The organism is Lysobacterales bacterium, from assembly GCA_016721845.1.
In the GTDB taxonomy this organism is placed as follows: domain Bacteria; phylum Pseudomonadota; class Gammaproteobacteria; order Xanthomonadales; family Ahniellaceae; genus JADKHK01.
This window is the reverse complement of record JADKHK010000013.1, coordinates 694,823-716,272: the sequence shown is the minus strand read 5'-3', so window position 1 is coordinate 716,272 and position 21,450 is coordinate 694,823. Positions and strand designations below refer to the sequence as shown.

Below are 21,450 nucleotides of genomic sequence, written 5' to 3'. Positions count from 1 at the left end.
ATTGCTTCCGGTGTTCCTCATGTCCGTATCGTCTCGCTCGTTGGTCTTCGCGCTCGGCGCGTCACTCCTGCTCATTGCCGGCAACACCGTGGCGCAGCACTCGGTCGCATTGTCGACGCTTGCACCCGACGCTGGGTTCCGGATCGACGGCCTGGCGGACGGCGATCTGCTCGGGATCAACAGCGATGCGATCGGCGACTTCAATGGCGATGGTCTGGACGACTTCCTGGTCTCGGCTGAGGAAGCCCAACAGGGACGCGGCAGCACCTACGTCGTGTTCGGGCGGAGCGGCGGGTTTCCGGACGGTCTGGCATTGAATCAGCTCGACGGTGCGAACGGCTTCCGACTCGATGGCGCGCCCTATGACGGATTCAATCATCGCGCTCGCGGCGCCGGCGACGTGAATGGCGACGGTCGCGCGGATGTGCTCCTCGGGCTGTCCAGCAGCAACGACTTCAATGGTCGTGCCTGCATCGTTTACGGCCGGGCGAGCACGGATGCGATCGTGACGATCGACACGATGCTGCCCGGTCAGATCACCTGCATGACCGGCGTGCAGCGATACGAGAACGTCGGCAAATCGGTCGCGTCACTCGGTGATTTCAACGGCGACGGACTCGACGATGTCGCCATCGGCACCGTGCATGGCGACTTCGCCGGCAGCGAAAGCGGCAGCGTGTACGTGATCTACGGCCGCGCGCCGAACCTCGGCACGCACATCGCGCTGGCATCACTGGATGGCGCGCAGGGCTTCCGGATCGATGGGGCCGCCGCCGACGATCGTCTCGGCACCAGTGTCGGATCGGGTGACTTCAATGGCGACGGACTTCGCGACCTGATCGCGGGCGCCGACCGTGCCGGCGCGCCGGGTGCGGCGCAGGGCGCAGCCTATGTCCTGTTCGGCACAGATCAACACCTGGAAACGCCCTTGTCGGTGACACAACTGGACGGCGTCCGCGGCGTCACCCTGCGGGCCGGCGCCGATGTCCATTTCCTTGGCCGCGCTGTCGGTGCTGCGGACGTGAATCACGATGGTCTCGACGACATGCTGCTTGGCAGTCTGCAGACCCGTGCCTTCGTCGTCTTCGGCAACTCGGCCGCATGGCCTGCCGGGGTGAGTCTCGAAGCGTTGACCGGCGCGAACGGATTCCGGATTGACGGAGAATCGGCGGGTGACCGCGCCGGCGAAAGCATCGCCGGGGTCGGCGACATCAACGGCGATGGCATCGACGACATCGGGCTCGGCGCCCAGTTCGCCGCACCGAATGGCATCGCTTCCGGCAAGGTCCACGTCCTGTTCGGTCACGCCGGTCCGCATCCGCCATCGCTGCAACTTGGGGCCTTGGCGGACGCCGACGGCATCATCTTCCTCGGTACCGGCAGCGAGGACTATTGCGGGCTGAACATCAGCCGCGGCGGTGACCTGAACCGCGACGGCCGCAACGACCTGTTGTTGAGCTGTCACGGCGCCAGCGCGCTCGGCGGCTATCGTGGCGCGACCTATGCGATCTTCGGCTCGGTAGCGACCGTACTGTTCAAGGACGGGCTGGAATAGCAAGATCGCTGCTCCGATTCAGGGCGACGCGCACATGAATTTGATCCAAGGCTTCGACGGCGTCCACGGATTTCCGATGGGCCGGTCGCTGATGCGGCGCTGGCTGCTGCGAATCCCGCTGGCATTGCTCGCGGCCTATGCCTTGCTCGTGTTGATGGTGCGACCATCCAACGATCGTGACTGGAACGCGGACCAGGCACGGCTCGCGACCGCGGAAATTAGCGGCAACCAGGTGCAGGTCCACAACGTCCGCAATGCGCGCTATCGCTCGGTCGACGATTTCGATGTGTATTGGGAGGAACGTCGCTACGACCTTGCCCGCCTCGATTCGGTCTGGTTCATCGTCGAGCCCTTCGCCGACTGGCGCGGTCCGGCGCACACCTTCCTCAGTTTCGGTTTCGATGATGGCGAATTCCTCGCGATCTCGGTCGAGATCCGCAAGGAACGCGGCGAGTCGTTTTCACCCTGGCTCGGCCTGCTGCGCCAATACGAACTGATGTACGTGATCGGCGACGAACGCGACCTGATCGGTCTGCGTGCGAACCATCGCAAGGACGAAGTGTTCCTGTACCCGGTGCGCACCACGCCGACGCAGATGCGCGCGCTGTTCGTGTCCATGCTTGCGCGTGCGAACGCGGTGGCCGAGCAGCCCGAGTTCTACAACACCCTGACCAACACCTGCACCAGCGCCATCATCGATCACATCGACCACATCGCCCCCGGGCGCGTACCGTTCAGTCTGACGACCGTGTTGCCGGGATACACCGACGATTTCGCCTACGATCTCGGCCTGATCGACACCGACTTGCCACGCGACGCCTATCGCGCCGCGCATCGCATCAACGCGCGTGCGGCCGACTCGGACGATCGGGATGATTTCTCGCAGGCGATCCGCGCTCGCGATTGAGCCTCGACACTATTCGAATCCGTCGACGAACACGTTGCTCGGATCCGGGGTCACCGCACCGGTCACGACCAAGGCAAACGGTTGCGGTCCGCTCGGAATGTTGTGGGCGCGAACCGTCACCGTCAGCGGACCGCTCACGGGCGCGGAAATCAGCACCTGTTCCAGCGTATTCAAGCGGTCCGCGCTGCCGCCGGCGACCGATTGGCCACCGCTCCAGACATTGCCGAGATACGTCGTGCCGGCCTGTTCGACGATCAGGTCGAGGTCGTTGACCAGATGCGGCAAGGCCGCCGGCGTCGACGGGTAATCGGTCCAGGCAAGCGTCATCTTCAACGGCTGGCCGGCACTGACGACGAATTCAAAGCGGCGTTCGCCGGCGGCTTCGGCCAGACCGGTGGTGTCGTCGTCGACCCAGAGCGTGCGCGCGTCGCCGGGAAAATACAGCGCCTCGTCCAGGGTGACCCGCCCCCATCCCTGGCAGTTCGACGGCATCACCGTCGCGCCACTCATGTTCTGGCCGGAATTCACCAAGGTCGCACGCATCAAGGCGGCCGAGGGCGTCATGGCATTGGCCACCACGGCGTTGCCGCTCGGGTAATAGCCATCGACGTAGTACTGGCGGATCAGGGCGGTCAATCCGGCCGCGCCGGGCGTCGCCATGCTGGTGCCGGACATCGAACGCGTGCTGCAGTTGTTCGAACCGACATTGAGGTCGTTGTCGGCCGAGACAATGCTTGAACCCGGCACCGTGATCTCGGGCTTGCGGCGACCGTCATCGGTCGGCCCGCAGGACGAGAACGACGCCATTCCGGTTGAACTGGTCGAACGCAATGTCGCGCCGACCGAGACCGCCGACTTCGCGGTCGACGGACTGCCGACGCTGGCCGTGCCCGGACCGGAATTGCCGGCCGCAAAGAAGATCAGGAAATCCGGGTGGTTCCACATGAACTCGTCGACATCCTGGCTGCCGGCCGAATAGTCGTTCTGGGTCGGGTCGTTCTCGTTGTCGCCCCAGGAATTGCTGTGGATGCGCGCACCCTGGTCGTAGGTCTGCTGAAAAATCGGATTCAGGTCCACGACCGGACAGCCGATGCCGGGCAGATCGGCGCAATTGTCGGTGGTCAGGCCGCCGTCCTGAATCACCAGTTTCGCGGCCGGCGCCATGCCGTCGCCGGCATCGTGGCCGATCGGGGTCGCGAAATTGTCGCCGGCGATCGTGCCGGCCACATGGGTGCCGTGGTCGTGGCTGTCCCACTCGTTGCTGGCGATGCCGCCGTTGCAGTCGTTCGACCAGAGGAAGTTGACGCCGAGGATCTTGCGCTGGGCCGGGTCGATCGTGGTGCCGCCGTTGCAGGCATTGGTCGGCGGCAGGCCAAGACCGGTGGTGCGGAAATAACACATGTCGGGATCGATACCGGTGTCGAGCACGGCAACGACCTGGCCCTCGCCATGGATGCCGTTCGCGAAGACCGTGGTCGCCTGCCCGCCCGCCAGCCCGGATTGGCCGACCCAGACCGTGGTGTCGTTCAACAGGGAACGTCGCGGTTCGAGATCCAGCCAGAACACTTCGGCGAGCGCGGCGACGCGATCGGCATGGGCGGCGATCTCGTCCGCCGACCACTCAAGACGCAGGCGGGAAAAATAGGCACCGCGAGCCGCGGCACCGATGCCCGGAATTTGCATCGCCCGCAATTCGGCCACGACGGCATCGGGATCGCGATCCGGAAACAATTGCAGCATCAACTGGCGCTTGCGACCGTCCGCGACCGCTTTCGCCGCGTCACGCACTCCGCGGCCGATTTTGTAGGCGGGCTGCCAGGCGGAAGACCAGCGCACGCCGGCGGCGGCCAGTCGCTGATCGCGGGACGCCACGGGCATCCGCACCAGGAAGGCGTCCTGCGGCAAATAGGCATAGATCGTCGCGACCGCCGCCAGGGCCTTGCGCTGCGCCGCCGTCACCGGCCCGGGGAACTGCACCAGCAGGGCCGCATCAGGCGTTACTGCCGCATCGGGCACGACCGCATCGCGGGTGTCGATCTGAAGCGAGGTCAAGGAGACCGGATGCGGCGCCGCCGCCGATACCGCCGTGCCGACGATCACGCCGGCGATCAGGAGAATGTGTCTGAATGTCATAAGTACCGACAGTCTAGCAATCCCGGGCCCGAAACGGCGCCGCATGTTCGGACGCATTCATGGCAGCATGGGGCCTGTCCATCGCTTGTTCCGGAGTTGCGCGCCGATGTCAGATACCACCGAATTCGAGGCTGCGGCATTCCGGCGCCTGGTGGCGCACCTGCGCAGCCGCACCGACGTACAGAATATCGAACTGATGAACCTCGCCGGTTTCTGCCGCAACTGCCTGGCCGACTGGTATCGCGAAGCCGCCGAAGAAGGCGGCGACGTGATGGGCAAGGAGGAGGCGCGCCAGCACGTTTACGGCATGCCCTATGCCGAGTGGAAAGCGACCTATCAGAAGTGATCAACCCACCGCGCAGAATGGTGCGCGTGTATCCGGCAAGGCCACATCGCTGGCCTCGGCGCTGCATCCGGGACACTGCGGATCAGCGCCATAGCGCAGTTCGCGAAAACGCATCGCCAATGCATCGAACAAGAGCAGGCGCCCGACCAGCGGTTCGCCGAGGTCGAGCAGCAGCTTGATCGCCTCGCTCGCCTGCAGGCTGCCGATGATGCCCGGCAGGACGCCGAGTACGCCGGCTTCAGCGCAATTGGGCGCATCCTCGGGGCGTGGCGCCTCCGGAAACAGGCAGCGATAACACGGTGCGATACCACGGCCGCGACGCGGATCGAACACGCTGACCTGGCCTTCGAAGCGATGCACCGCGCCGTAGACCCAGGGCTTGCCGAGTTGAAGGCAGACCGCGTTGACCAGTTGTCGGGTCGGGAAATTGTCGGCGCCATCGATGACGACATCACAGTCCTCGAACAAGGCCGAGGCATTGTCGGCAGACAGACGCTGCGCGACCGGTTCGATGCGCACGGAAGGGTTCAGTGCCGACAAGGTTGCAGCGGCGGAGTCAACTTTGCACTGGCCGATGCGATCGTCGCGATGCAGGATCTGGCGTTGCAGGTTGCTGCGCTCGACCACGTCGTCGTCAATCAGGCGAATGCCCCCGACCCCGGCCGCCGCGAGATAGAACGCGGCCGGCGAACCGAGTCCACCGGCACCGACCAGGGCTACGCGCGACTGCTGCAAGCGTCGCTGCCCGGCTGCGCCGACTTCGGGCAGCAGCAGGTGCCGCAGGTAGCGATCATCGCTGCCATCCGATTTTGCCGGGATGTCGATCGCCCCACCCTGCAGGCGCCATTGCCGCACACCGCCACGGACCGAGGTCGCGGCGATGCCGGCCTCACGCAATGCTTGCGCGACACGCAACGACCGCGCGCCGCCGGCACAGAGCACATGCACGGGCCCGGGCTGGGTTCGCGCCCAGTCGAGCATGGCCTCCAAGCCCTCCGACAAGGCGATGCAGGTCGCGCCCGGACACACGCCCTCGGCCAGTTCGGCGGCTTCACGGACATCGAGAAATGCAGCGCCGCGCGCATGCGCGGCACGGGCGTCGACCCCATCGATTTCGAGCGCCGGCGGCACGGTATTCATGCCGGAAACGGTAGCACTTCGACGACCTGACCCGCGCCCAGCGCACGCACATCGGCATCGATACGGAACAACGCATTCGATTCGGCCACGCCCCGCAGCATGCCCGAGCCCTGCGCCGCATGCGGATGAACCACACGGCGACCATCCGGCAGGCTGTCGAGCACACCGCGTCGCCACTCGAGCCGGGCATGCGACTTCCGCACCGGTGCCGCGAGTCCCGCGTACTGCGGCGCCACGGGTGCGCCGCCCTGCATCGCACGCAGGACCGGCAACACGAGGCTGAGCAGACTTGCGAACACCGACACCGGATTCCCGGGCAGGCCAAAGACCAGGCATTCGCCGATCCGGCCGCACAGGAACGGCATGCCCGGGCGCATCGCGACCTTCCAGACGCGGATCTCGCCCAGCTCACGCACCAGTCCGGGAATGAAATCGGCGCGCCCGGCCGATGCGCCACCGGCCGTCAGCAACACGTCATGCGTATGTGCTGCGTCTCGCAAGGTCGCTGCCAGCAGTGCACGGTCGTCAGGCACCGGGCCGATCATCCGCAAGGACTCCGCGTGAGCGGACAGCAAGGCCCGCAGGGTCGCCGAATTGCTGTCGTGAATCTGCCCGCGCGCCAAGGCCGCCCCCGCCGGCTGCAATTCCGAACCGGTGACGACGACGGCGATGCGCGGGCGTCGATGGACCGATACCTCGGACAGGCCGAATCCGGCGAGCACGCCGAGCGCACCGGCATCGATCACGCGACCGGGCCGCAGCGCGAGCTGACCACGGGCGTAGTCATCCTCGGCACCACGCACGTTCGAACCGGATGCGACATCGGCGAGCAATTGCACGTGATCGCCGCTGCGGAGACAGAGTTCGTACTGGACGGCGGCGTCGGCCCCTTCCGGCAGCACGGCACCCGTCGCGATTTCGACGCAAGCATCGGCATCGTCGATGCACTGGCCTTCCGCACCGGCCAATGCAAGGTCGACGCAACGAAATATCTGGCCGGCACGCGCACCGCGACCTGCGGTGCGCAGCGCATAGCCGTCCATCGCGGTATTCGCGAATCCGGGCACGCTGATCGGTGCAGTCACCGCAGTGGCCAACACGCGTCCCAAGGCCTGATCGAGCGGCACCGATTCGGCGGGCAACCGCCGCGTCACCGCTTCGTCGTTCAGCAGCGACGCGGCCACATCGAAAGGGGTCGGCGCCATCGGACCCTAGAGATCCGCGCGGGTATTCAGGTTCGCGAATGCGCCACCGCCCGGAACCTGCGCCTCGACAAGATTCAGATCCTCGTGCCAGCGCCACACCGCTCGTTCACCGGCGGCAAGCGCCGCGGCGGCGGCGTCCGCCAGACTGCGCCTATACAGCGCAAACAGGAACTGGCGTTGCTCGCCATCTTGGGCGACCACGGCATCGGCGCCGGTCTCGGCCTGGCGCGCCAGCAGTCGTTGCACCAGGTCGTCGGGAAACTCCGGCGTATCGCACGGCGTCGTGACCAGGAAGTCGGTGTCGATTTCGCGCAACAGGCGCGCGATGCCAGCGAGCGGCCCGAGAAAGCCGTCATCGTCATCGGTGTAGACCGGGTAACCAAACGTCGAATAACGATCGACATTGCGATTGGCGCTGATCACGATGCCATGTACTTGCGGCTTGAGGCGCTGGATCATGTGCGCAACCAGTTCACGGCCTTCGTGCAGCACGAGGCCCTTGTCGACGCCACCCATGCGCAAGCCGCGGCCTCCCGCCAGAATGCCGCCCGTGACTTGAGTTCGCCCCGTCATTCGCCTGTCCTCGTCTGCTCGGCCAAGTATGCCGCAACCGACGCCACGACTGATCCGACGAAAGCCAGTGGCGCGATCAGCGGCGCTTGACGTGACGCATCATGCGCCGACGGCTCTGGACCTGCTTCTCGGTCAACACGTTCTTCTTGCCGGCGAACGGATTCGCGCCGGCCCGGGTCTCGATCACCACCGGCGTGCCGACCAGCTTGTAGCGACGGCGCATGAAATTCTCGAGATAGCGCACGTAGCTGGCGGGCAGCGAATCCAGGCGCGAGCCGTGCAACACGATCCGCGGCGGGTTACGCCCGCCCATGTGCGCGTAGCGGATCTTGGCGACCTTGCCCGAGACCATCGGCGGCTGGAAACTCTCGACCGCGATCTCGACCGCCTTGGTCACTTCACTGGCACCGAGGTCGATGATCGACGAGGCATACGCGCGATCAACTGCCGCGACCAGTTCGCGCAGGCCCGAACCATGCTTCGCCGAGATGACGATCCGTTCGGCCCACTGCACGAAATCGAGCCGTCGCGCCAGTTCGCTTTCGCAGCGATCGCGCTGGTATTCGCTGAGGCCATCCCACTTGTTCACGCAAACCACCAGTGCGCGACCGGCGTCGAGTGCATAGCCGAGCACGGACGCATCCTGGTCGGTCACCCCTTCGGCGGCATCGACCATCAGCACGGCCACATGCGCACGCTCCAGCGCCTGCAGGGTCTTGATCACGCTGAACTTCTCGATCGCCTCCTCGACCCGGCCCTTGCGCCGAACGCCGGCAGTGTCGATCAGCACATAGTCGCGACCGTCACGGTGCAGGGGTACTTCGATCGCATCGCGCGTGGTGCCGGGCACTTCACTCGCGATCACGCGTTCTTCACCGAGCAGGCGATTGACCAAGGTCGACTTGCCCACGTTGGGGCGCCCGATGATGGCGACGCGTACGCCGGCTTCGTCGGGCAATTCCTCGGCATCGACGTCTTCGGGAAGCAGTTCGTCGATCGCTTCAAGCAACTCGGGGACGCCACGCCGGTGCGACGCCGCCATCGGCAGCACGCGCGCCAGACCCAGCGCCGAAAATTCGTTGATCGAGGCCTGGAGATCGCGGCCATCGGTCTTGTTCACCGCGAGGATGATCGGCCGGCCATAGCGTCGCAATTGCGCCAGAATGGTTTCATCCGCCGCAGTCATGCCGTCCTTGGCGTCGACCACGAAGACGGCGAGCGCGGCCTCATCCACCGCCGCCAGCGATTGGCGCACGGTCAGTTCGGCCAGCAGTTCGCGATCGTCGGTCAGGCCGCCAGTGTCGACGACGACGAAAGGCCGCGCCGCACTGCGGCAAACGCCGTAGTGGCGATCACGGGTGACACCCGGCTCGTCGGCCACAAGCGCATCGCGGGTGTTGGTGATGGCATTGAACAGCGTGGACTTGCCGACATTCGGGCGCCCAACAAGCGCAACGGCTGGCAACATGTTGGACTCCCGATGGATTTCAGTTCGCGGCTTCGAGCACGAAGGCCGCGAGTTCGCCGTCGGTGGACTCGATCAGCACATGCGCGCCGACGACCAGCGGCGCGGCCCGGATGGCCTTGTCGGCAGGATGGAAGCGCGCTGCGGTTGCGCCGTCCTTGCGCGTGAGGATATGCAGGTAGCCATCGTAGTCACCGACCGCCAGGTAGTCGCCATAGACCGCCGGGGTCGTCAGCCAGCGATGCGCCAGGGCATCCTGCTTCCACAGCGAACTGCCGCTGCGGCGATCCAGCGCCCAGACCGCACCGTCGGCGTCACTCAGGTAGACCTCGTCGGCCGCGACACTGACGCCCGTGAACGAAGACATGTCGCGCGTCCACAAGACTCGCCCGGAATCGCGTGCGAGAGCGGCGGCCTGGCCGCGATAGGTGACCATGTACAACTCGCCGTCGCTGGCGACGATCTCGCCATCGATGTCGCCCATGCGTTCGAGTTCGGTGCGGCCCTCGGGCGCGGCGATGGTCTGCTCCCACTGCAGGGTGCCATCGGCCAACTGCAAGGCCACGAACTTGCCGTTGTCATAGCCGACGTACACCTGACCATCGCGAACGACCGGCGTGGCATTGCCACGCAGACTGATCAGCGGGACGCCGCGATCGAACAACCACACGCGCGAGCCATCGGTCGCATTCAAGCCGAAGACGCGGCCATCATTGCTGCGGACGACCACGATGCCATCTTCGATGACCGGGTTGGCCAGCACTTCCGAAGAGACGTTGGTCGCCCACTTGGCCGAACCGCTGTCGCGATCGAGGGCGATCACGTCGCCGTCGAGTCCGCCGACCACGACCAGCCCCTCGCCGACGCCCGGCCCGGAGGACAGGCGCTTGTCGGCATCAATCGACCAGCGCTGCTTGCCGCCGAGCAGATCGATCGCGACCACCGAGCCGTCCAGATCGGACGCAAAGACGACACCGTCGGACTCGACCGGACGCGGCTGGGTACCACTGCGTTCGATACCGTCACCCAAGCCCAGCGACCAAGCCTTGCTGACCGGCGCCACAGGTTCGAAATCGACCAATTCGGCCGGCGGATCAAGGTTGTCCTTGGTCGAACGACCCTTGAGCCACTCGCAACCGGACAAGCCCAGCACGCACATCGCGACCAGCAGGACGGAGCGCTTCATCAGCTGCCCGCCTTGACGCCGGCGAGGTCGTCGCGCTTCATCTCGACGATGGACCGGCGAGCAGCACCGGAATCAAGGCCAACCAGGGCTTCGTCATACGCACCGATCGCCTCGCTGTTGCGCTTCAGCGCAAGCAGTGCATCGCCACGCACTTCGGCAGCCAGCGGCTTGAAGCCCTCGCCATCGATCTTCTTGGCCAATTCAAGCGCCGCTTCGGCCTTGCCGGTCGCCACCAGCAAGCGTGCACGACGCAGCATCGCCAGGGTTTTCACTTCCGGCATCGTGGCATGCGCTTCCGCCCATTCCAGCGACGCCAGCGCGGCATCGGTCTTGCCTTCGCTCGTCGCGGTCGCGGCGTCGTTCAGCGCGACCATCGAGGCATAAGGCGAATCCGGATACTTGTCGCGCAAGCTCTTGCCCAAGGTCGCGACTGCGGTCGCATCTTTCTTGGTCACCGCCTCAGCGTAGGCCCGATAGTCGTCGCCGGCGAGGCCGGCATTGCGCTGGCGGTGGTGGTTCCACTGCTCCAGGCCGTAGATCGCACCGATTCCGGCGACCAGGCCGAGGGCAATCGAGCCGATATTCTTGCGCACCCATTCGCGGACGCGCTCACTGCGCTCGTGTTCGTCGAGTTCTTCAAGAGACATGCTTCTTTCCCGTTGTTGCAGGGACGCGGCCGCGTCCCGGATGGACTCAAGGTGTCGGCGTCGCAGCCGCTTTCTCGAACAGGCGCAGGCGCGCGACGTTGGCACGAGCGTGGACGGCCAGATCGATCGCATTGCCATCGGCCTGCACGTCGACACCACCCACATTACCGATCTTGATGCTGACCGCGCCAGTGGACTCGTAACGACGGCTCTGACCGGCGCGCACCAGATTCTGCTCGATCACGCGCCCATCGGCATCGAAGATCTCGATCCAGCTGTCCTCGCGGAAACGCGCTTCGAGCACATGCACGCCGTCGCTCGCAGGCGTTGTGAATCCTGTCATCGACGCCATCAGCGGTGGCTCCTGCGGTGCCGCTTCGGCAGGCGCCGGAACAGCTGCGGCAATCGGATCGACCGGCGTCGGTTCCGGCGCGAATTCGAGCCCGGAACCTGAACCCGGCCCAACATCCACTGCGTCGGACGCGGCTCCCGAGACCGATGCAACGGCCGGAGGCGGCGGCGCGAGCGCGACGGGCTCGACCAATTCGGATTCATCGAGGCTGCGCACCTGCGGCACCGGCGCATTGATGCCGCGATTCGCGACCAGGGTCAGCACCGGGATCGCGACCGCCAGCGTGATGACGCCGCCAATCACCGCCACGCGATAACGTTCCCAGGTCGCTACGACGCGCGGCGCCTCGGTCGACGCTTTCAGCAGCGGCTCGCTCATGCCTTCCAGAACGCGGTTCACCACGACCATCGGCAACTCGACGAGCTGCGCATACTTGCTCAGGTAACCACGCACATAGATCGGTGCACCCAGGCGTTCGAAGCGCTCGGCCTCGATATCGGCCACGACGGTAGTCGGCACATGCAAGCGGTGCGCAACGTCCTCGCGCGACCACCCGCGCACTTCGCGCGCGGCGCGCAGGCGCGGGCCGAGGTGGGAACGATCCTCGGTAAAGTCGACGCGCATGCTGCTGCGCTCGGCGATCACCGCTTCCGGTGCTTCCACCACAGCCGGATTCTCGATCGATTCCGCCGAAGCGGGTTCAGTCGCCGCGACTTCTGCCACGACTTCCGTCGCCACATCGGGCATCGGCAAGGGCAAGTTCAGCGACTCGGCGGTGACCGCTGCGGCTTCGGCGACGGAAGCGACCGTCGGCTCGACCGTTGCAGCAGATTTCTTCTTGCGGGATCGGGGAGCGCGCGTCATCGTGAACCCATATTGCGGTTGAGGGATTCCGCTTCGGCGGACTCCGGAAATTCCTGGATCAGGCGCTCGCGATAACGCGCCACCGCGCGCCGATCATCCAGCGCCACTTCAATCTCGATCGCGAACGCCAGCGCCTGCGGCGACACCGTCGCGACGCCGAGATAACGCTCCATGAAGGCACGCGCGCGCATCGGGTCCTTGCGCAGCATTGCCAGCGTCGCCGACTGGTACAGCGCATCCGGCATGCCGGGATTGCGCTCCAGCGCCTGGCGCAGATAGTCCGAGGCGGCATCGAGCTTGCCGGCCGACATCGCGCAGCCGCCGCGGTTCAGCAGCGCCGTTTCCGGCGAGCGGTAGAACGGGTCCATCAGCGCAGCAGCGAACAATCCGTCAGCCTGATCATATTGACCCTGACTGCACAGGAAGCGGCCGAGATTGTTGGCCGTCAGGCCGGATTCCGGCGCCAGTTTGCGCGCTTCCTGGTAATGCTTGCTCGCCATCGCGACATTGCCGAGCTGCTCGTACAGCACCGCGATCACGGTGTGACCATCCGGATTGCGCGGCGCCAGTTCGATGCCCTTCTTGAGCTTGTCCATCGCCATGTCGAGCTTGCCCTGGCTCAGGTAAGCCTGACCGAGCTGGATATTGATCTTGCCGGCCTCGCTGCCGCTCGGACGGGTATCGATGTTGTCGGTGGCAGTCGGTCGCCGCGACTCTTCGCCGCGCGAATAATCCTTGCTCCCGGTACAGGCCGACAGCAGCACACAGCAGCAGATCAACAGCCCGTTACGCAGCATCGACGCGTCCCTCCAGGCGGGCCCGGTGTTCGCGCGAACGGCGCGTGCGATCCAGCACCTGGCCGACCAGTTGGCCGCAGGCTGCATCGATATCGTCACCGCGGGTGCGACGCACGGTCGCGATCAATCCCGCTTCCATCACGATCTTCTTGAAGGTCTCGATCGCCTCAGCATCGGAACGCTCGTACTCGGTGCCCGGGAACGGATTGAACGGAATCAGGTTCAGTTTCGACGGCACGCGGCGCAACAACTTGACCAGCGCCCGCGCATATTCGGGCTTGTCGTTGATGCCCTTCATCAACGTGTACTCGAACGTGATCGACGAACGCGGGCGCTTGGCGACATAACGGTTGCATGCCGCCAGCAGTTCCGCGATCGGGTACTTCTTGTTCAGTGGCACCAACTGGTCACGCAGCGCGTCAATCGGCGAATGCAGCGACACCGCCAGACTGACATCGCTGCGTTCGGACAGCAGGTCGATCATCGGCACGAGGCCCGCAGTCGAGAGCGTCACGCGCTTGTTGGCGAGACCGAAGCCGAAGTCGTCGCGCATCAGGTCCATCGCGGCGACGACGTTGTCGAAATTCAACAGCGGCTCGCCCATGCCCATCATTACGACATTGGTGATCGGGCGTTCGCCTCGGCCCAGTGCCTTCAAGCGCTGGTTCGCGATCCAGACCTGGCCAATGATCTCGGACGCGCTGAGGTTGCGGTTGAAGCCCTGCTTCGCGGTCGAACAGAAACTGCAATTCAGCGAACAACCGACCTGCGACGACACGCACAGCGTGCCGCGGCTGGTTTCCGGGATATAGACCGTTTCGATGGCATTGCCGCCCGGCAGCGCGAGCACCCACTTGGTGGTGCCGTCCGCCGACTGCTGTTCATGCATCACCTTCGGCAACACCAGCTCGGCGCAGGCGTCGAGCTTGGTGCGCAGTGACTTGCCGACATCGGTCATCGCTTCGAAGCTGTCCACCTGCTGGTGGTACAGCCACTTCATCACCTGCTCGGCGCGATATTTCTTCTCGCCGAGCCCGATGAAGAACTGCTGCAGCCCGGTTCGGTCCAGGTCAAACAGATTGACCTTGGCGGGCGCGACGGTGGCAGCAGATTCGCTCACGATGACTCCGGATCAGCGACTGCTGACTTCGGTGGTCGAGAAGAAGTACGCGATTTCAATCGCGGCGTTTTCGGCCGAATCGGAACCGTGCACGGCATTGGCATCGATCGAATCGGCGAAGTCGGCGCGAATCGTGCCCTTGTCGGCCTTTTTCGGATCGGTGGCGCCCATCAGGTCACGGTTCTTCGCGACGGCGCTCTCGCCTTCCAGCGCCTGGATCATCACCGGACCGGAAATCATGAACTTCACCAGCGCGGCGAAGAACGGGCGCTCGCGATGCACGGCGTAGAAACCTTCGGCTTCAGCCTGCGACAACTGCTTCATTTTGGCCGCGACGATGCGCAAGCCGTTCTTTTCGAAGCGCGAATAGATTTCGCCGATCACGTTCTTGGCAACGGCATCGGGTTTGATGATGGACAGGGTGCGTTCCAGCGCCATGGGGACTCCAGACAAAATGTGGCAAGGGTTCTAGGGGTGAAAATCGCGCGGAGAGTACCATGAAAGGCGAGGCAAAACGCGAGCTTAGACACGCTTTCGGATACTCAACCGGATCCTTGCGCCGCAGCGCGGCACGACCGGATCGTTGCGCCGGGCTTGCGTCGCTGCAGTCGCGCCGCTAAAGTCTCGCGCTTTCTTCACGACCAATCAGGCCTTTTGCCATGAAAATCCTCAACTCGCTCAAGTCCGCGAAGGCCCGCCACCGCGACTGCAAGATCGTTCGTCGCCGCGGCAAAGTCTTCGTGATCTGCAAGTCGAATCCGCGTTTCAAGGCGCGCCAGCGCTGAGACGCTGCGACCAGCGGAACCCGAAAAAGCCGGCTCACGCCGGCTTTTTTGTGGGTCGGATTTCCCGGGCGATCAGCTGCGCGGGCGAAACAGCCCCAGGGCGGGTCCCGGCATGAATTCCGGAAAAACGCTGGCGACGTCGCTGTTTCCCGCGCGTTTTTCGAGCAGTTCGGCGAGCCAGGTGCGGTAGTCGGTGGTGACGTTCAAGTCACCATTGAACAGGTCGGCATCCCGCAGACCGGGCCATTCTGCGTAGACATGGCCGCCATTCACGCCGCCGCCGAGTGCGATGCTGCCAAAGGCGCTGCCATGGTCGGTGCCTCCGGACGCGTTCTGGTAGGCGCGCCGCCCGAATTCGGTCAGGGTGACGACGGTGACCTCGGCCATGCGCGAACCGAGGTCGCTGCGAAACGCGAGCAGGCCCTGCGCCAACTCGGACAGCAGCGGTGGCAGCGCCTGGCCGATTGCGGCATGGTGATCCCAGCCGCCGATATCGACGCAGGCGACCTCCAGACCCATGCCGGCCTTGATGATTTGCGCCAATTCGCGTAGCTGGCTGCCGAAACGGCCGGTCGGATAGCTGGCACCGCCCTCGACCGGATACTGCGACGGCTGCTCGCCCGCGAGTTCGTCGACGGCATCGAGCGCCTGCACCGATGTCGCCGCGAACAGGGTGTTCGCGTCATAGAGACTTGCCAGCGCCGATTCGAGCACGGGCTTCTGCGCCGAACCCGTGGCCAGCGTGAAGTCGGCAATGTCGTTGACACCGATCACGGGCGCCACGCCACGCAGGCTGGCCTGGATGGCCCCGCCGAAGCCGATGGCCTGGAAATTCGCGTCGCCACCGACCACCGCCAGATGACGATTCAACCAACCCGAGGTGATGTCATGCAGGTGGAGGGTGCCGCGTTCGATGTGGTCCTGGCATTCGAAATGCGACCTGCTGTCATGGCGATAACCGGTCGCGTGCACGAACGCGAGTTCGCCCGACTGATACAGCGGCAACAGCGGTGCAAGCGCCGGATTCATCCCGAAGAAGCCGTCCAGATCGATCGCGCCACCAGTCGCTCCCGGACGCGGAATCCCGATGCCGGGGCGCAGCCGGTAGTAGTCGCTGTCGGCGTGCGGCACGACCACGTTCAAGCCGTCCATGCCGCCGCGCTGGAAGATCAGGACCACGGTACCTCGCGACGACGCCGTCGAATCGGTCGCGAAGGCCAGCCGGGGCGACGCCGCGGACAGCGCGGCCAAGGCACTGGTTCCCTGCAAAAATCCTCGTCGAGTCAGTGACATGAAAGATACTCCTCAACGATATTGGAAGTACGGAGACGACAGCATCAGCGCGGCCACGTCGCGCGCACGGGCGAGCCGCAGGCCGCTGGGCAGCGGTCGCCGTGTCGCCGAGTTGCTGGCCGCGACAGCGACGAATTGCGCGCGGTCGGCGGTCGCCAGCGGCCGCCGCAGCAACCGAGTGGCCAACTGGTCGACGATGGCCTCAGGCGAGGCCGCCACCCCGAGCAGAGTCGGCAGATCCACCCGCAACACGGGTGCCAGTCGGCCCTCCAGCAGGTCGAATACGAAATTCCAGCGCGACAAGACCGAAGTGCTGCTGACCCAGTAGCCCATCGCGTCCGGATAGCCGTTGGGTGCCGGCCAGCCGAAAGGCAACTGGCCCAGCGCGGTCAATGTCTCGGTGAGTGGCCGATAGAAATTGCCGGTCGTGGTGGCGTCGGTGACCCGTAGCACGCTGGCGACGAATTCGGCGGGACGCTTCAGCTTCTGGTCGGCGGAGTTGCGGAACTCGCTGCTGTTGAACAGCGTGCGCAGGACTTCGCGGATGTCGCCGTCGGTTGCGGTGAAGGTTGCAGCCATCGCGTCGACCAGGCTCTGCTGCGGCGCATCGCCGGCGAACCGGCGCGCCAGCTTCATGGCGATGAAGTTCGCCGTGGCCGGATGCGCGGCGAGCAGATCGAGCAGGCGCTCGCCCTCATCCTGGCCATGGCCGGCCGGGAAGTCCTGTTCGAGTGCACGCTTCGCGCCCATGTCATGCGACAGACTGCGAAAGACGAATGCGATCTCGGTACCGCTGCCGAGACGCGCGTCGATCGACCAGCCGGTGAGGATGCGCGCCACTTCGCGGACGTCGGACTCGGTGTAGCCACCATCGACGCCGAGCGTATGCAGCTCCATCAACTCGCGTGCGTAGTTCTCGTTCGGGCCGGTCGCGACATTGGTGTAGTTGTCGAGGTAATACAGCATGGCCACGGATTTCGCGCTGGCCTGCAGCAGGTCGCGGAACTTGCCCAGCGCATGCCGACGCACCACCTCGCGATCATCCACGGTCTTGAATTCGCGCAGCGGTCCGTCGATGTGTTCGATGTTGAAATGGTTGCTCCAGAACTCGACCATGACTTCGAACAGCTGGCGCGGGCTGTAGAGCTGGCGGGCATAGGTCGCAGCGCGCAGCTCGCCCAGTGCCTGAAAGCGGTTGGCCTCGATCAGCGAATTCTCGATCAGCTGCCGATTGCTCATCGTCAGGGTCGGGAAAGCCGATGTCAGCAAACTTTCCAACGCGGAATCATCGATCGCCTCATAGGCCAGCTGCTCGGCCACCCAGTTCACATATCCGATCGCGCGCGCCCGATCGACTTCCGCCTGGCGGGCACCGAAAGTGGCACGGCTGAGCAGCAGGGTGAGCTCGTCCGGTAGCGGCAGACTGGCGTCATCCGGATGCGGACCGTTGTGCTTGGCCCGGACCGTGGCTGCCGCGGGTGCAGTACCGAGGAATTGTCGTCGTGCCAGGTCCATCGTCCTGCTCCCGCCAAATCGCTGCCGAGGATAACGCCCGGAACCGGAACTGGTTGACGCGTCATGGCGCCAAGCCCCGGCATTTGCTACAAAGCGGCCCCAATCCTTGTCGGGTGGCCCCAATGAAGCGTTTCCTGATTGCCCTCGCCTGCGCACTTTCGATCCCGGCGGTCCAGGCCGACACCTTGCTGATCGAACGCAGCAAGCGCGCCGAATCGGCCGCACTGCCCCGTCGCGGCAGCCTGATGAGCGCCGTCGAAGCCCAGTTCGGCGCGCCCAGCGAGAAACGCGATGCGGTCGGCGATCCGCCGATCTCGCGCTGGATCTATCCCGCCTTCACCGTCTACTTCGAGCATGATCACGTCGTGCACGCGGTCCTGAACAAGTCGGCCCCGAACGAACAAGGTCCGAAACCCGTCCAATGAACGACGCCGCATGGCAACTCCCCGCCGAGTGGGAACCCCAGTCGGCGGTCCTGATCGCGTGGCCGCATGCCGGCACCGACTGGTCCGCGAACCTCGCCGATGTCGAGTCGACCTATGTCGCACTCGCGGCGGCAGTGACTCGTTTTCAGCACTTGCTGGTCGTCGTCGCCGACGCCGACTTGCGCGAGCACGTGCGCACACGACTGGCGGGCGCCGGGCTGGACATGGCACGCGTCCATCTGGCGCTGGCGGACTACGACGATACCTGGCTGCGTGACTCCGGTCCGATCACGCAACGCGATGGTGACCGTTTCCGGCTGCTCGATTTTCGTTTCACCGGCTGGGGCGGCAAGTTCGGTGCGTCGCGCGACGATCTGCTGATCGGTGCGCTGCACGCGAATGGCGCATTCCGCAACGCGCTGCAGGATCGCATCGACTTCGCGCTGGAAGGTGGCGCGATTGAAATCGACGGTCACGGCACGCTGATGAGTACGCTGATCTGCCTGCAGCAGCGCCATCCGGCGATGGACGAGGCCGGCCTGTGCGAAACACTCGGCAAGATCTTCTCGGTGGCGCAGGTCGTGTTGCTGAAGTCCGGCGAACTGCAGGGCGACGATACCGACGCGCACATCGACACCCTCGCCCGCTTCGCACCGGACCGCACGATCGTGTTCCAGGCTTGCGATGATCAATCCGATCCGCATCACGCCCCGCTGGCGGCGATGCGCGATGAACTGGCGGCAATGCGCGATGTCGACGGCCATCCGTATCGCTTGCTGTCGTTGCCTTGGGCACAGCCCGTCCATGCTGCGGACGGTCGCCGACTGGCGGCCTCGTACGCGAATTTCCTGATCATCAATGGTGCCGTGCTGATGCCGGCCTATGGCGATCGCGCCGACGCCGAAGCGAAGCGCGTTCTCGCGCGCGCGTTCCCGCAACGCGAGATCATCGCCGTACCGGCACGTTCGCTGATCGAGCAGAATGGCAGCCTGCACTGCATCACCATGCAGTTGCCCGAAGGAGTCGTCGATGTCACGTAAGTCCCTTTCCGTCGCGCTGCTGCAGGAGAAGGACCGCGGCTCGGTCGACGCCAATCTTGCGGCCATCGAAGCCGGCCTGCGCGAAGCTGCGGCCAATGGCGTCGAATTGGTGCTGCTGCAGGAACTGCACAATGGCGCGTATTTCTGCCAGCACGAATCGGTCGACGAGTTCGATCGCGCCGAGCCGATCCCGGGCCCGAGCACCGATCGCCTGGGCACGCTCGCGAAGGAACTGAAACTGGTCATCGTGGCGTCGCTGTTCGAACGCCGTGCGGCCGGGCTCTATCACAACACGGCCGTGGTCTTCGAACGTGATGGCTCGATCGCCGGCAAGTACCGCAAGATGCACATTCCGGATGATCCGGGCTTCCTCGAAAAGTTCTACTTCACACCGGGCGATCTCGGCTTCGAGCCGATCCAGACCTCGGTCGGCAAGCTCGGCGTGCTGGTCTGCTGGGACCAGTGGTATCCCGAGGCCGCGCGCCTGATGGCCTTGGCCGGCGCGGAAATCCTGCTCTACCCGACCGCCATCGGCTGGGATCCGAACGACACGCAGGACGAGAAGGATCGCCAGCGCATGGCCTGGGTGCTGTCTCAGCGCGGCCATGCCGTTGCCAACGGCTTGCCAGTGCTGAGCTGCAACCGCGTCGGTTTCGAACCGAGTCCGAGCGGTGGCTCCGGCATCCAGTTCTGGGGCACCAGCTTCGTTGCAGGGCCGCAAGGCGAATTCCTCGCCGAAGCCGACACCGAATCGCAAACCCTGCTGTGCGTGGACATCGATCTGGCACGCAGCGAGAACGTGCGGCGCATCTGGCCGTTCCTGCGCGACCGTCGCATCGACGCCTACGCCGACCTGCTGAAGCGTTACCGTGACTGAGCCCGACATCGGCACGCCGGTCGCCGCCCACGATCAGCCCATCGTCCGCATTCACCGCGACGGTACGGAATTCGTGTTGCTCGGCACCGCGCACGTCTCGCGGCGTTCGGCTGAAGCCGTGCGCGACATCATTGCCTCGGAGTCGTTCGACGTGATTGCCGTCGAGCTCTGCGAACACCGCGCGCGCTCGATGCAGGAACCGGATGCGGTCGCGCAGATGGATCTGTTCCGGGTCTTGCGCGATGGCAAAGCCGGCGTGGTGATGGCCGGGCTCGCGCTCGGCGCCTTTCAGCGCCGCCTCGCCGACCAGTTCGGCATCGAGCCCGGCGCCGAAATGCGTGCAGCGATGAACGAGGCCAGCGCCCGCGATATCGACTGCTGGCTGATCGACCGCGATGTCGGACTCACGCTGCGGCGTGCGCGCGCGGCCCTCGGTTTCTGGGACAAGACGACGCTGACCGCCGGCATGATCGGTTCAGTGCTGTCCTCCGACGAGATTTCGGAGGAAGACATCGAGAAGCTCAAGCAGGGCGACGTGCTGCACAGCACCTTCTCCGAATTCGCCAAGCAGTCCGAGCACCTGTATCGTGCCTTGATCTCGGAACGCGATCAGTTCATGGCCGCCAAGCTGCGCGATGCCGCCGATCAATCCGCACGGCCCGCCAAGGTGCTGGCCGTGCTGGGTGCCGGGCACCTCGAAGGCATCGCCAAGCATCTCGGCGAACGCGAAGAACACCCGCAAGCGCTGCTCGCACCGGTCAGCGCCGAACCACCGGCCTCGCGCTTCGGCACCTGGTTCGGCATCTTCCTGACCGTCTTTGTGCTCGGCGGCTTCGCCTATGGGTTTGCCCACAGTCGCGAACTCGGACTCGACCTCGTCATCACCTGGACAGCGATCACCGCGATCGGCGGCGCGCTGGGAGCGATCGCGGCCGGAGCGCACCCACTCAGCATCGCGGCCGGCGCAATCGCGTCACCGATCACGCCCCTGCATCCGGCATTGGCCTCCGGGATGTTGTCCGGACTGGTCGAGGCCTGGGTGCGCAAGCCGCGCGTTGCCGATTTTGCGGCGCTGCGCGACGATCTGCTGAAGTGGCAGGGCTGGTGGCGCAATCGCGTCGCCCGCGTCTTCGTCACCTTCATGCTGACCAACCTCGGCACCGGCATCGCGGTCTGGATCGCGATCTCGAAGATGGGCGGCATCGTCGCAAAGCACTGAGCGCAA

At 65.1% G+C, this 21,450-nt stretch carries 21 protein-coding genes; 8 read left to right on the top strand and 13 right to left on the bottom strand.

The genetic code is table 11. The features are described 5' to 3' along the window. The first annotated feature begins 19 nt into the window (after positions 1–19). Both IPP28_10605 and IPP28_10600 read left to right on the top strand, forming a co-directional pair. On the top strand, positions 20–1,555 hold the full coding sequence (locus IPP28_10605; protein MBL0041470.1) for an FG-GAP repeat protein: 1,536 nt from the start codon (positions 20–22) through the stop codon (positions 1,553–1,555). Between the two features lie 34 nt (positions 1,556–1,589). Next, positions 1,590–2,462: a DUF4105 domain-containing protein gene (locus IPP28_10600; GenBank protein MBL0041469.1), complete on the top strand. Its 873-nt coding sequence runs from the start codon at positions 1,590–1,592 to the stop codon at positions 2,460–2,462. Between the two features lie 9 nt (positions 2,463–2,471). Here IPP28_10600 and IPP28_10595 read toward each other — a convergent pair whose 3' ends face one another. Next, a complete protein-coding gene (locus IPP28_10595) occupies positions 2,472–4,595 on the bottom strand; it encodes a S8 family serine peptidase (protein MBL0041468.1) in 2,124 nt (707 codons plus the stop codon). Between the two features lie 106 nt (positions 4,596–4,701). On the opposite strand from IPP28_10595, the gene IPP28_10590 reads away from it, so the two are divergent. Further along, on the top strand, positions 4,702–4,941 hold the full coding sequence (locus tag IPP28_10590; GenBank protein MBL0041467.1) for a DUF1244 domain-containing protein: 240 nt from the start codon (positions 4,702–4,704) through the stop codon (positions 4,939–4,941). On the opposite strand, the gene moeB is transcribed toward IPP28_10590, so the two are convergent. The 10 genes from moeB to ndk all read right to left on the bottom strand — a co-directional run bounded on the left by moeB (position 4,942) and on the right by ndk (position 14,728). Continuing rightward, positions 4,942–6,081 (bottom strand): molybdopterin-synthase adenylyltransferase MoeB, encoded by a 1,140-nt coding sequence (moeB, locus tag IPP28_10585; GenBank protein ID MBL0041466.1) that lies wholly within the window; start codon positions 6,079–6,081, stop codon positions 4,942–4,944. Continuing rightward, positions 6,078–7,286 carry a molybdopterin molybdotransferase MoeA gene (locus IPP28_10580; GenBank protein ID MBL0041465.1) on the bottom strand — a complete coding sequence of 403 codons (1,209 nt, stop codon included), beginning with the start codon at positions 7,284–7,286 and terminating at the stop codon, positions 6,078–6,080. The genes moeB and IPP28_10580 overlap by 4 nt, the downstream gene beginning before the upstream one ends. Positions 7,287–7,292: 6 nt before the next feature. Continuing rightward, complete coding sequence (gene mobA, locus IPP28_10575; GenBank protein MBL0041464.1) at positions 7,293–7,859, bottom strand: molybdenum cofactor guanylyltransferase; 567 nt, start codon at positions 7,857–7,859, stop codon at positions 7,293–7,295. 76 nt (positions 7,860–7,935) lie between these two features. Then, positions 7,936–9,327 carry a ribosome biogenesis GTPase Der gene (gene der, locus IPP28_10570; protein MBL0041463.1) on the bottom strand — a complete coding sequence of 464 codons (1,392 nt, stop codon included), beginning with the start codon at positions 9,325–9,327 and terminating at the stop codon, positions 7,936–7,938. A 19-nt stretch (positions 9,328–9,346) separates the two neighbouring features. Beyond that, positions 9,347–10,510: an outer membrane protein assembly factor BamB gene (gene bamB / locus IPP28_10565; protein ID MBL0041462.1), complete on the bottom strand. Its 1,164-nt coding sequence runs from the start codon at positions 10,508–10,510 to the stop codon at positions 9,347–9,349. Further along, positions 10,510–11,157 carry a tetratricopeptide repeat protein gene (locus IPP28_10560; protein ID MBL0041461.1) on the bottom strand — a complete coding sequence of 216 codons (648 nt, stop codon included), beginning with the start codon at positions 11,155–11,157 and terminating at the stop codon, positions 10,510–10,512. Before IPP28_10560 ends, bamB begins: the two co-directional genes overlap by 1 nt. A 46-nt stretch (positions 11,158–11,203) precedes the next feature. Further along, positions 11,204–12,373, bottom strand: coding sequence for a DUF4115 domain-containing protein (locus IPP28_10555; protein ID MBL0041460.1), 1,170 nt, complete (start codon positions 12,371–12,373; stop codon positions 11,204–11,206). Continuing rightward, positions 12,370–13,170 carry a type IV pilus biogenesis/stability protein PilW gene (gene pilW / locus IPP28_10550; protein MBL0041459.1) on the bottom strand — a complete coding sequence of 267 codons (801 nt, stop codon included), beginning with the start codon at positions 13,168–13,170 and terminating at the stop codon, positions 12,370–12,372. The genes IPP28_10555 and pilW overlap by 4 nt, the downstream gene beginning before the upstream one ends. Next, a complete protein-coding gene (rlmN, locus tag IPP28_10545; GenBank protein MBL0041458.1) occupies positions 13,160–14,293 on the bottom strand; it encodes a 23S rRNA (adenine(2503)-C(2))-methyltransferase RlmN in 1,134 nt (377 codons plus the stop codon). Before rlmN ends, pilW begins: the two co-directional genes overlap by 11 nt. Before the next feature lie 9 nt (positions 14,294–14,302). Then, positions 14,303–14,728: a nucleoside-diphosphate kinase gene (gene ndk, locus IPP28_10540; GenBank protein ID MBL0041457.1), complete on the bottom strand. Its 426-nt coding sequence runs from the start codon at positions 14,726–14,728 to the stop codon at positions 14,303–14,305. Between the two features lie 221 nt (positions 14,729–14,949). Between ndk and rpmJ the strand changes: the two genes are divergently transcribed. After that, positions 14,950–15,075, top strand: a complete 126-nt coding sequence (rpmJ, locus tag IPP28_10535) for a 50S ribosomal protein L36 (protein ID MBL0041456.1) — start codon at positions 14,950–14,952, stop codon at positions 15,073–15,075. Between the two features lie 72 nt (positions 15,076–15,147). On the opposite strand, the gene IPP28_10530 is transcribed toward rpmJ, so the two are convergent. Beyond that, on the bottom strand, positions 15,148–16,326 hold the full coding sequence (locus IPP28_10530; GenBank protein ID MBL0041455.1) for a DUF1501 domain-containing protein: 1,179 nt from the start codon (positions 16,324–16,326) through the stop codon (positions 15,148–15,150). 54 nt (positions 16,327–16,380) lie between these two features. Next, a complete protein-coding gene (locus tag IPP28_10525; protein ID MBL0041454.1) occupies positions 16,381–17,883 on the bottom strand; it encodes a DUF1800 domain-containing protein in 1,503 nt (500 codons plus the stop codon). A gap of 122 nt (positions 17,884–18,005) precedes the next feature. Between IPP28_10525 and IPP28_10520 the strand changes: the two genes are divergently transcribed. From IPP28_10520 to IPP28_10505, 4 genes are read left to right on the top strand one after another with little or no spacing between them, the layout of a single operon-like run. Then, positions 18,006–18,308 carry a hypothetical protein gene (locus IPP28_10520; protein MBL0041453.1) on the top strand — a complete coding sequence of 101 codons (303 nt, stop codon included), beginning with the start codon at positions 18,006–18,008 and terminating at the stop codon, positions 18,306–18,308. Next, positions 18,305–19,348, top strand: coding sequence for an agmatine deiminase family protein (locus tag IPP28_10515; GenBank protein ID MBL0041452.1), 1,044 nt, complete (start codon positions 18,305–18,307; stop codon positions 19,346–19,348). Before IPP28_10520 ends, IPP28_10515 begins: the two co-directional genes overlap by 4 nt. Continuing rightward, positions 19,338–20,225 carry a carbon-nitrogen hydrolase gene (locus tag IPP28_10510; GenBank protein ID MBL0041451.1) on the top strand — a complete coding sequence of 296 codons (888 nt, stop codon included), beginning with the start codon at positions 19,338–19,340 and terminating at the stop codon, positions 20,223–20,225. The genes IPP28_10515 and IPP28_10510 overlap by 11 nt, the downstream gene beginning before the upstream one ends. After that, positions 20,218–21,444 carry a TraB/GumN family protein gene (locus IPP28_10505; GenBank protein ID MBL0041450.1) on the top strand — a complete coding sequence of 409 codons (1,227 nt, stop codon included), beginning with the start codon at positions 20,218–20,220 and terminating at the stop codon, positions 21,442–21,444. Before IPP28_10510 ends, IPP28_10505 begins: the two co-directional genes overlap by 8 nt. Positions 21,445–21,450 lie beyond the last annotated feature (6 nt).

Bases quoted from the DNA above. Each gene is read 5' to 3' on its own strand.
- IPP28_10605 (MBL0041470.1), top strand. From the start codon at position 20: ATGTCCGTATCGTCTCGCTCGTTGGTCTTCGCGCTCGGCGCGTCACTC.
- IPP28_10600 (MBL0041469.1), top strand. From the start codon at position 1,590: ATGAATTTGATCCAAGGCTTCGACGGCGTCCACGGATTTCCGATGGGC.
- IPP28_10595 (MBL0041468.1), bottom strand. From the start codon at position 4,595: ATGACATTCAGACACATTCTCCTGATCGCCGGCGTGATCGTCGGCACG.
- IPP28_10590 (MBL0041467.1), top strand. From the start codon at position 4,702: ATGTCAGATACCACCGAATTCGAGGCTGCGGCATTCCGGCGCCTGGTG.
- moeB (MBL0041466.1), bottom strand. From the start codon at position 6,081: ATGAATACCGTGCCGCCGGCGCTCGAAATCGATGGGGTCGACGCCCGT.
- IPP28_10580 (MBL0041465.1), bottom strand. From the start codon at position 7,286: ATGGCGCCGACCCCTTTCGATGTGGCCGCGTCGCTGCTGAACGACGAA.
- mobA (MBL0041464.1), bottom strand. From the start codon at position 7,859: ATGACGGGGCGAACTCAAGTCACGGGCGGCATTCTGGCGGGAGGCCGC.
- der (MBL0041463.1), bottom strand. From the start codon at position 9,327: ATGTTGCCAGCCGTTGCGCTTGTTGGGCGCCCGAATGTCGGCAAGTCC.
- bamB (MBL0041462.1), bottom strand. From the start codon at position 10,510: ATGAAGCGCTCCGTCCTGCTGGTCGCGATGTGCGTGCTGGGCTTGTCC.
- IPP28_10560 (MBL0041461.1), bottom strand. From the start codon at position 11,157: ATGTCTCTTGAAGAACTCGACGAACACGAGCGCAGTGAGCGCGTCCGC.
- IPP28_10555 (MBL0041460.1), bottom strand. From the start codon at position 12,373: ATGACGCGCGCTCCCCGATCCCGCAAGAAGAAATCTGCTGCAACGGTC.
- pilW (MBL0041459.1), bottom strand. From the start codon at position 13,170: ATGCTGCGTAACGGGCTGTTGATCTGCTGCTGTGTGCTGCTGTCGGCC.
- ndk (MBL0041457.1), bottom strand. From the start codon at position 14,728: ATGGCGCTGGAACGCACCCTGTCCATCATCAAACCCGATGCCGTTGCC.
- rpmJ (MBL0041456.1), top strand. From the start codon at position 14,950: ATGAAAATCCTCAACTCGCTCAAGTCCGCGAAGGCCCGCCACCGCGAC.
- IPP28_10525 (MBL0041454.1), bottom strand. From the start codon at position 17,883: ATGGACCTGGCACGACGACAATTCCTCGGTACTGCACCCGCGGCAGCC.
- IPP28_10520 (MBL0041453.1), top strand. From the start codon at position 18,006: ATGAAGCGTTTCCTGATTGCCCTCGCCTGCGCACTTTCGATCCCGGCG.
- IPP28_10515 (MBL0041452.1), top strand. From the start codon at position 18,305: ATGAACGACGCCGCATGGCAACTCCCCGCCGAGTGGGAACCCCAGTCG.
- IPP28_10510 (MBL0041451.1), top strand. From the start codon at position 19,338: ATGTCACGTAAGTCCCTTTCCGTCGCGCTGCTGCAGGAGAAGGACCGC.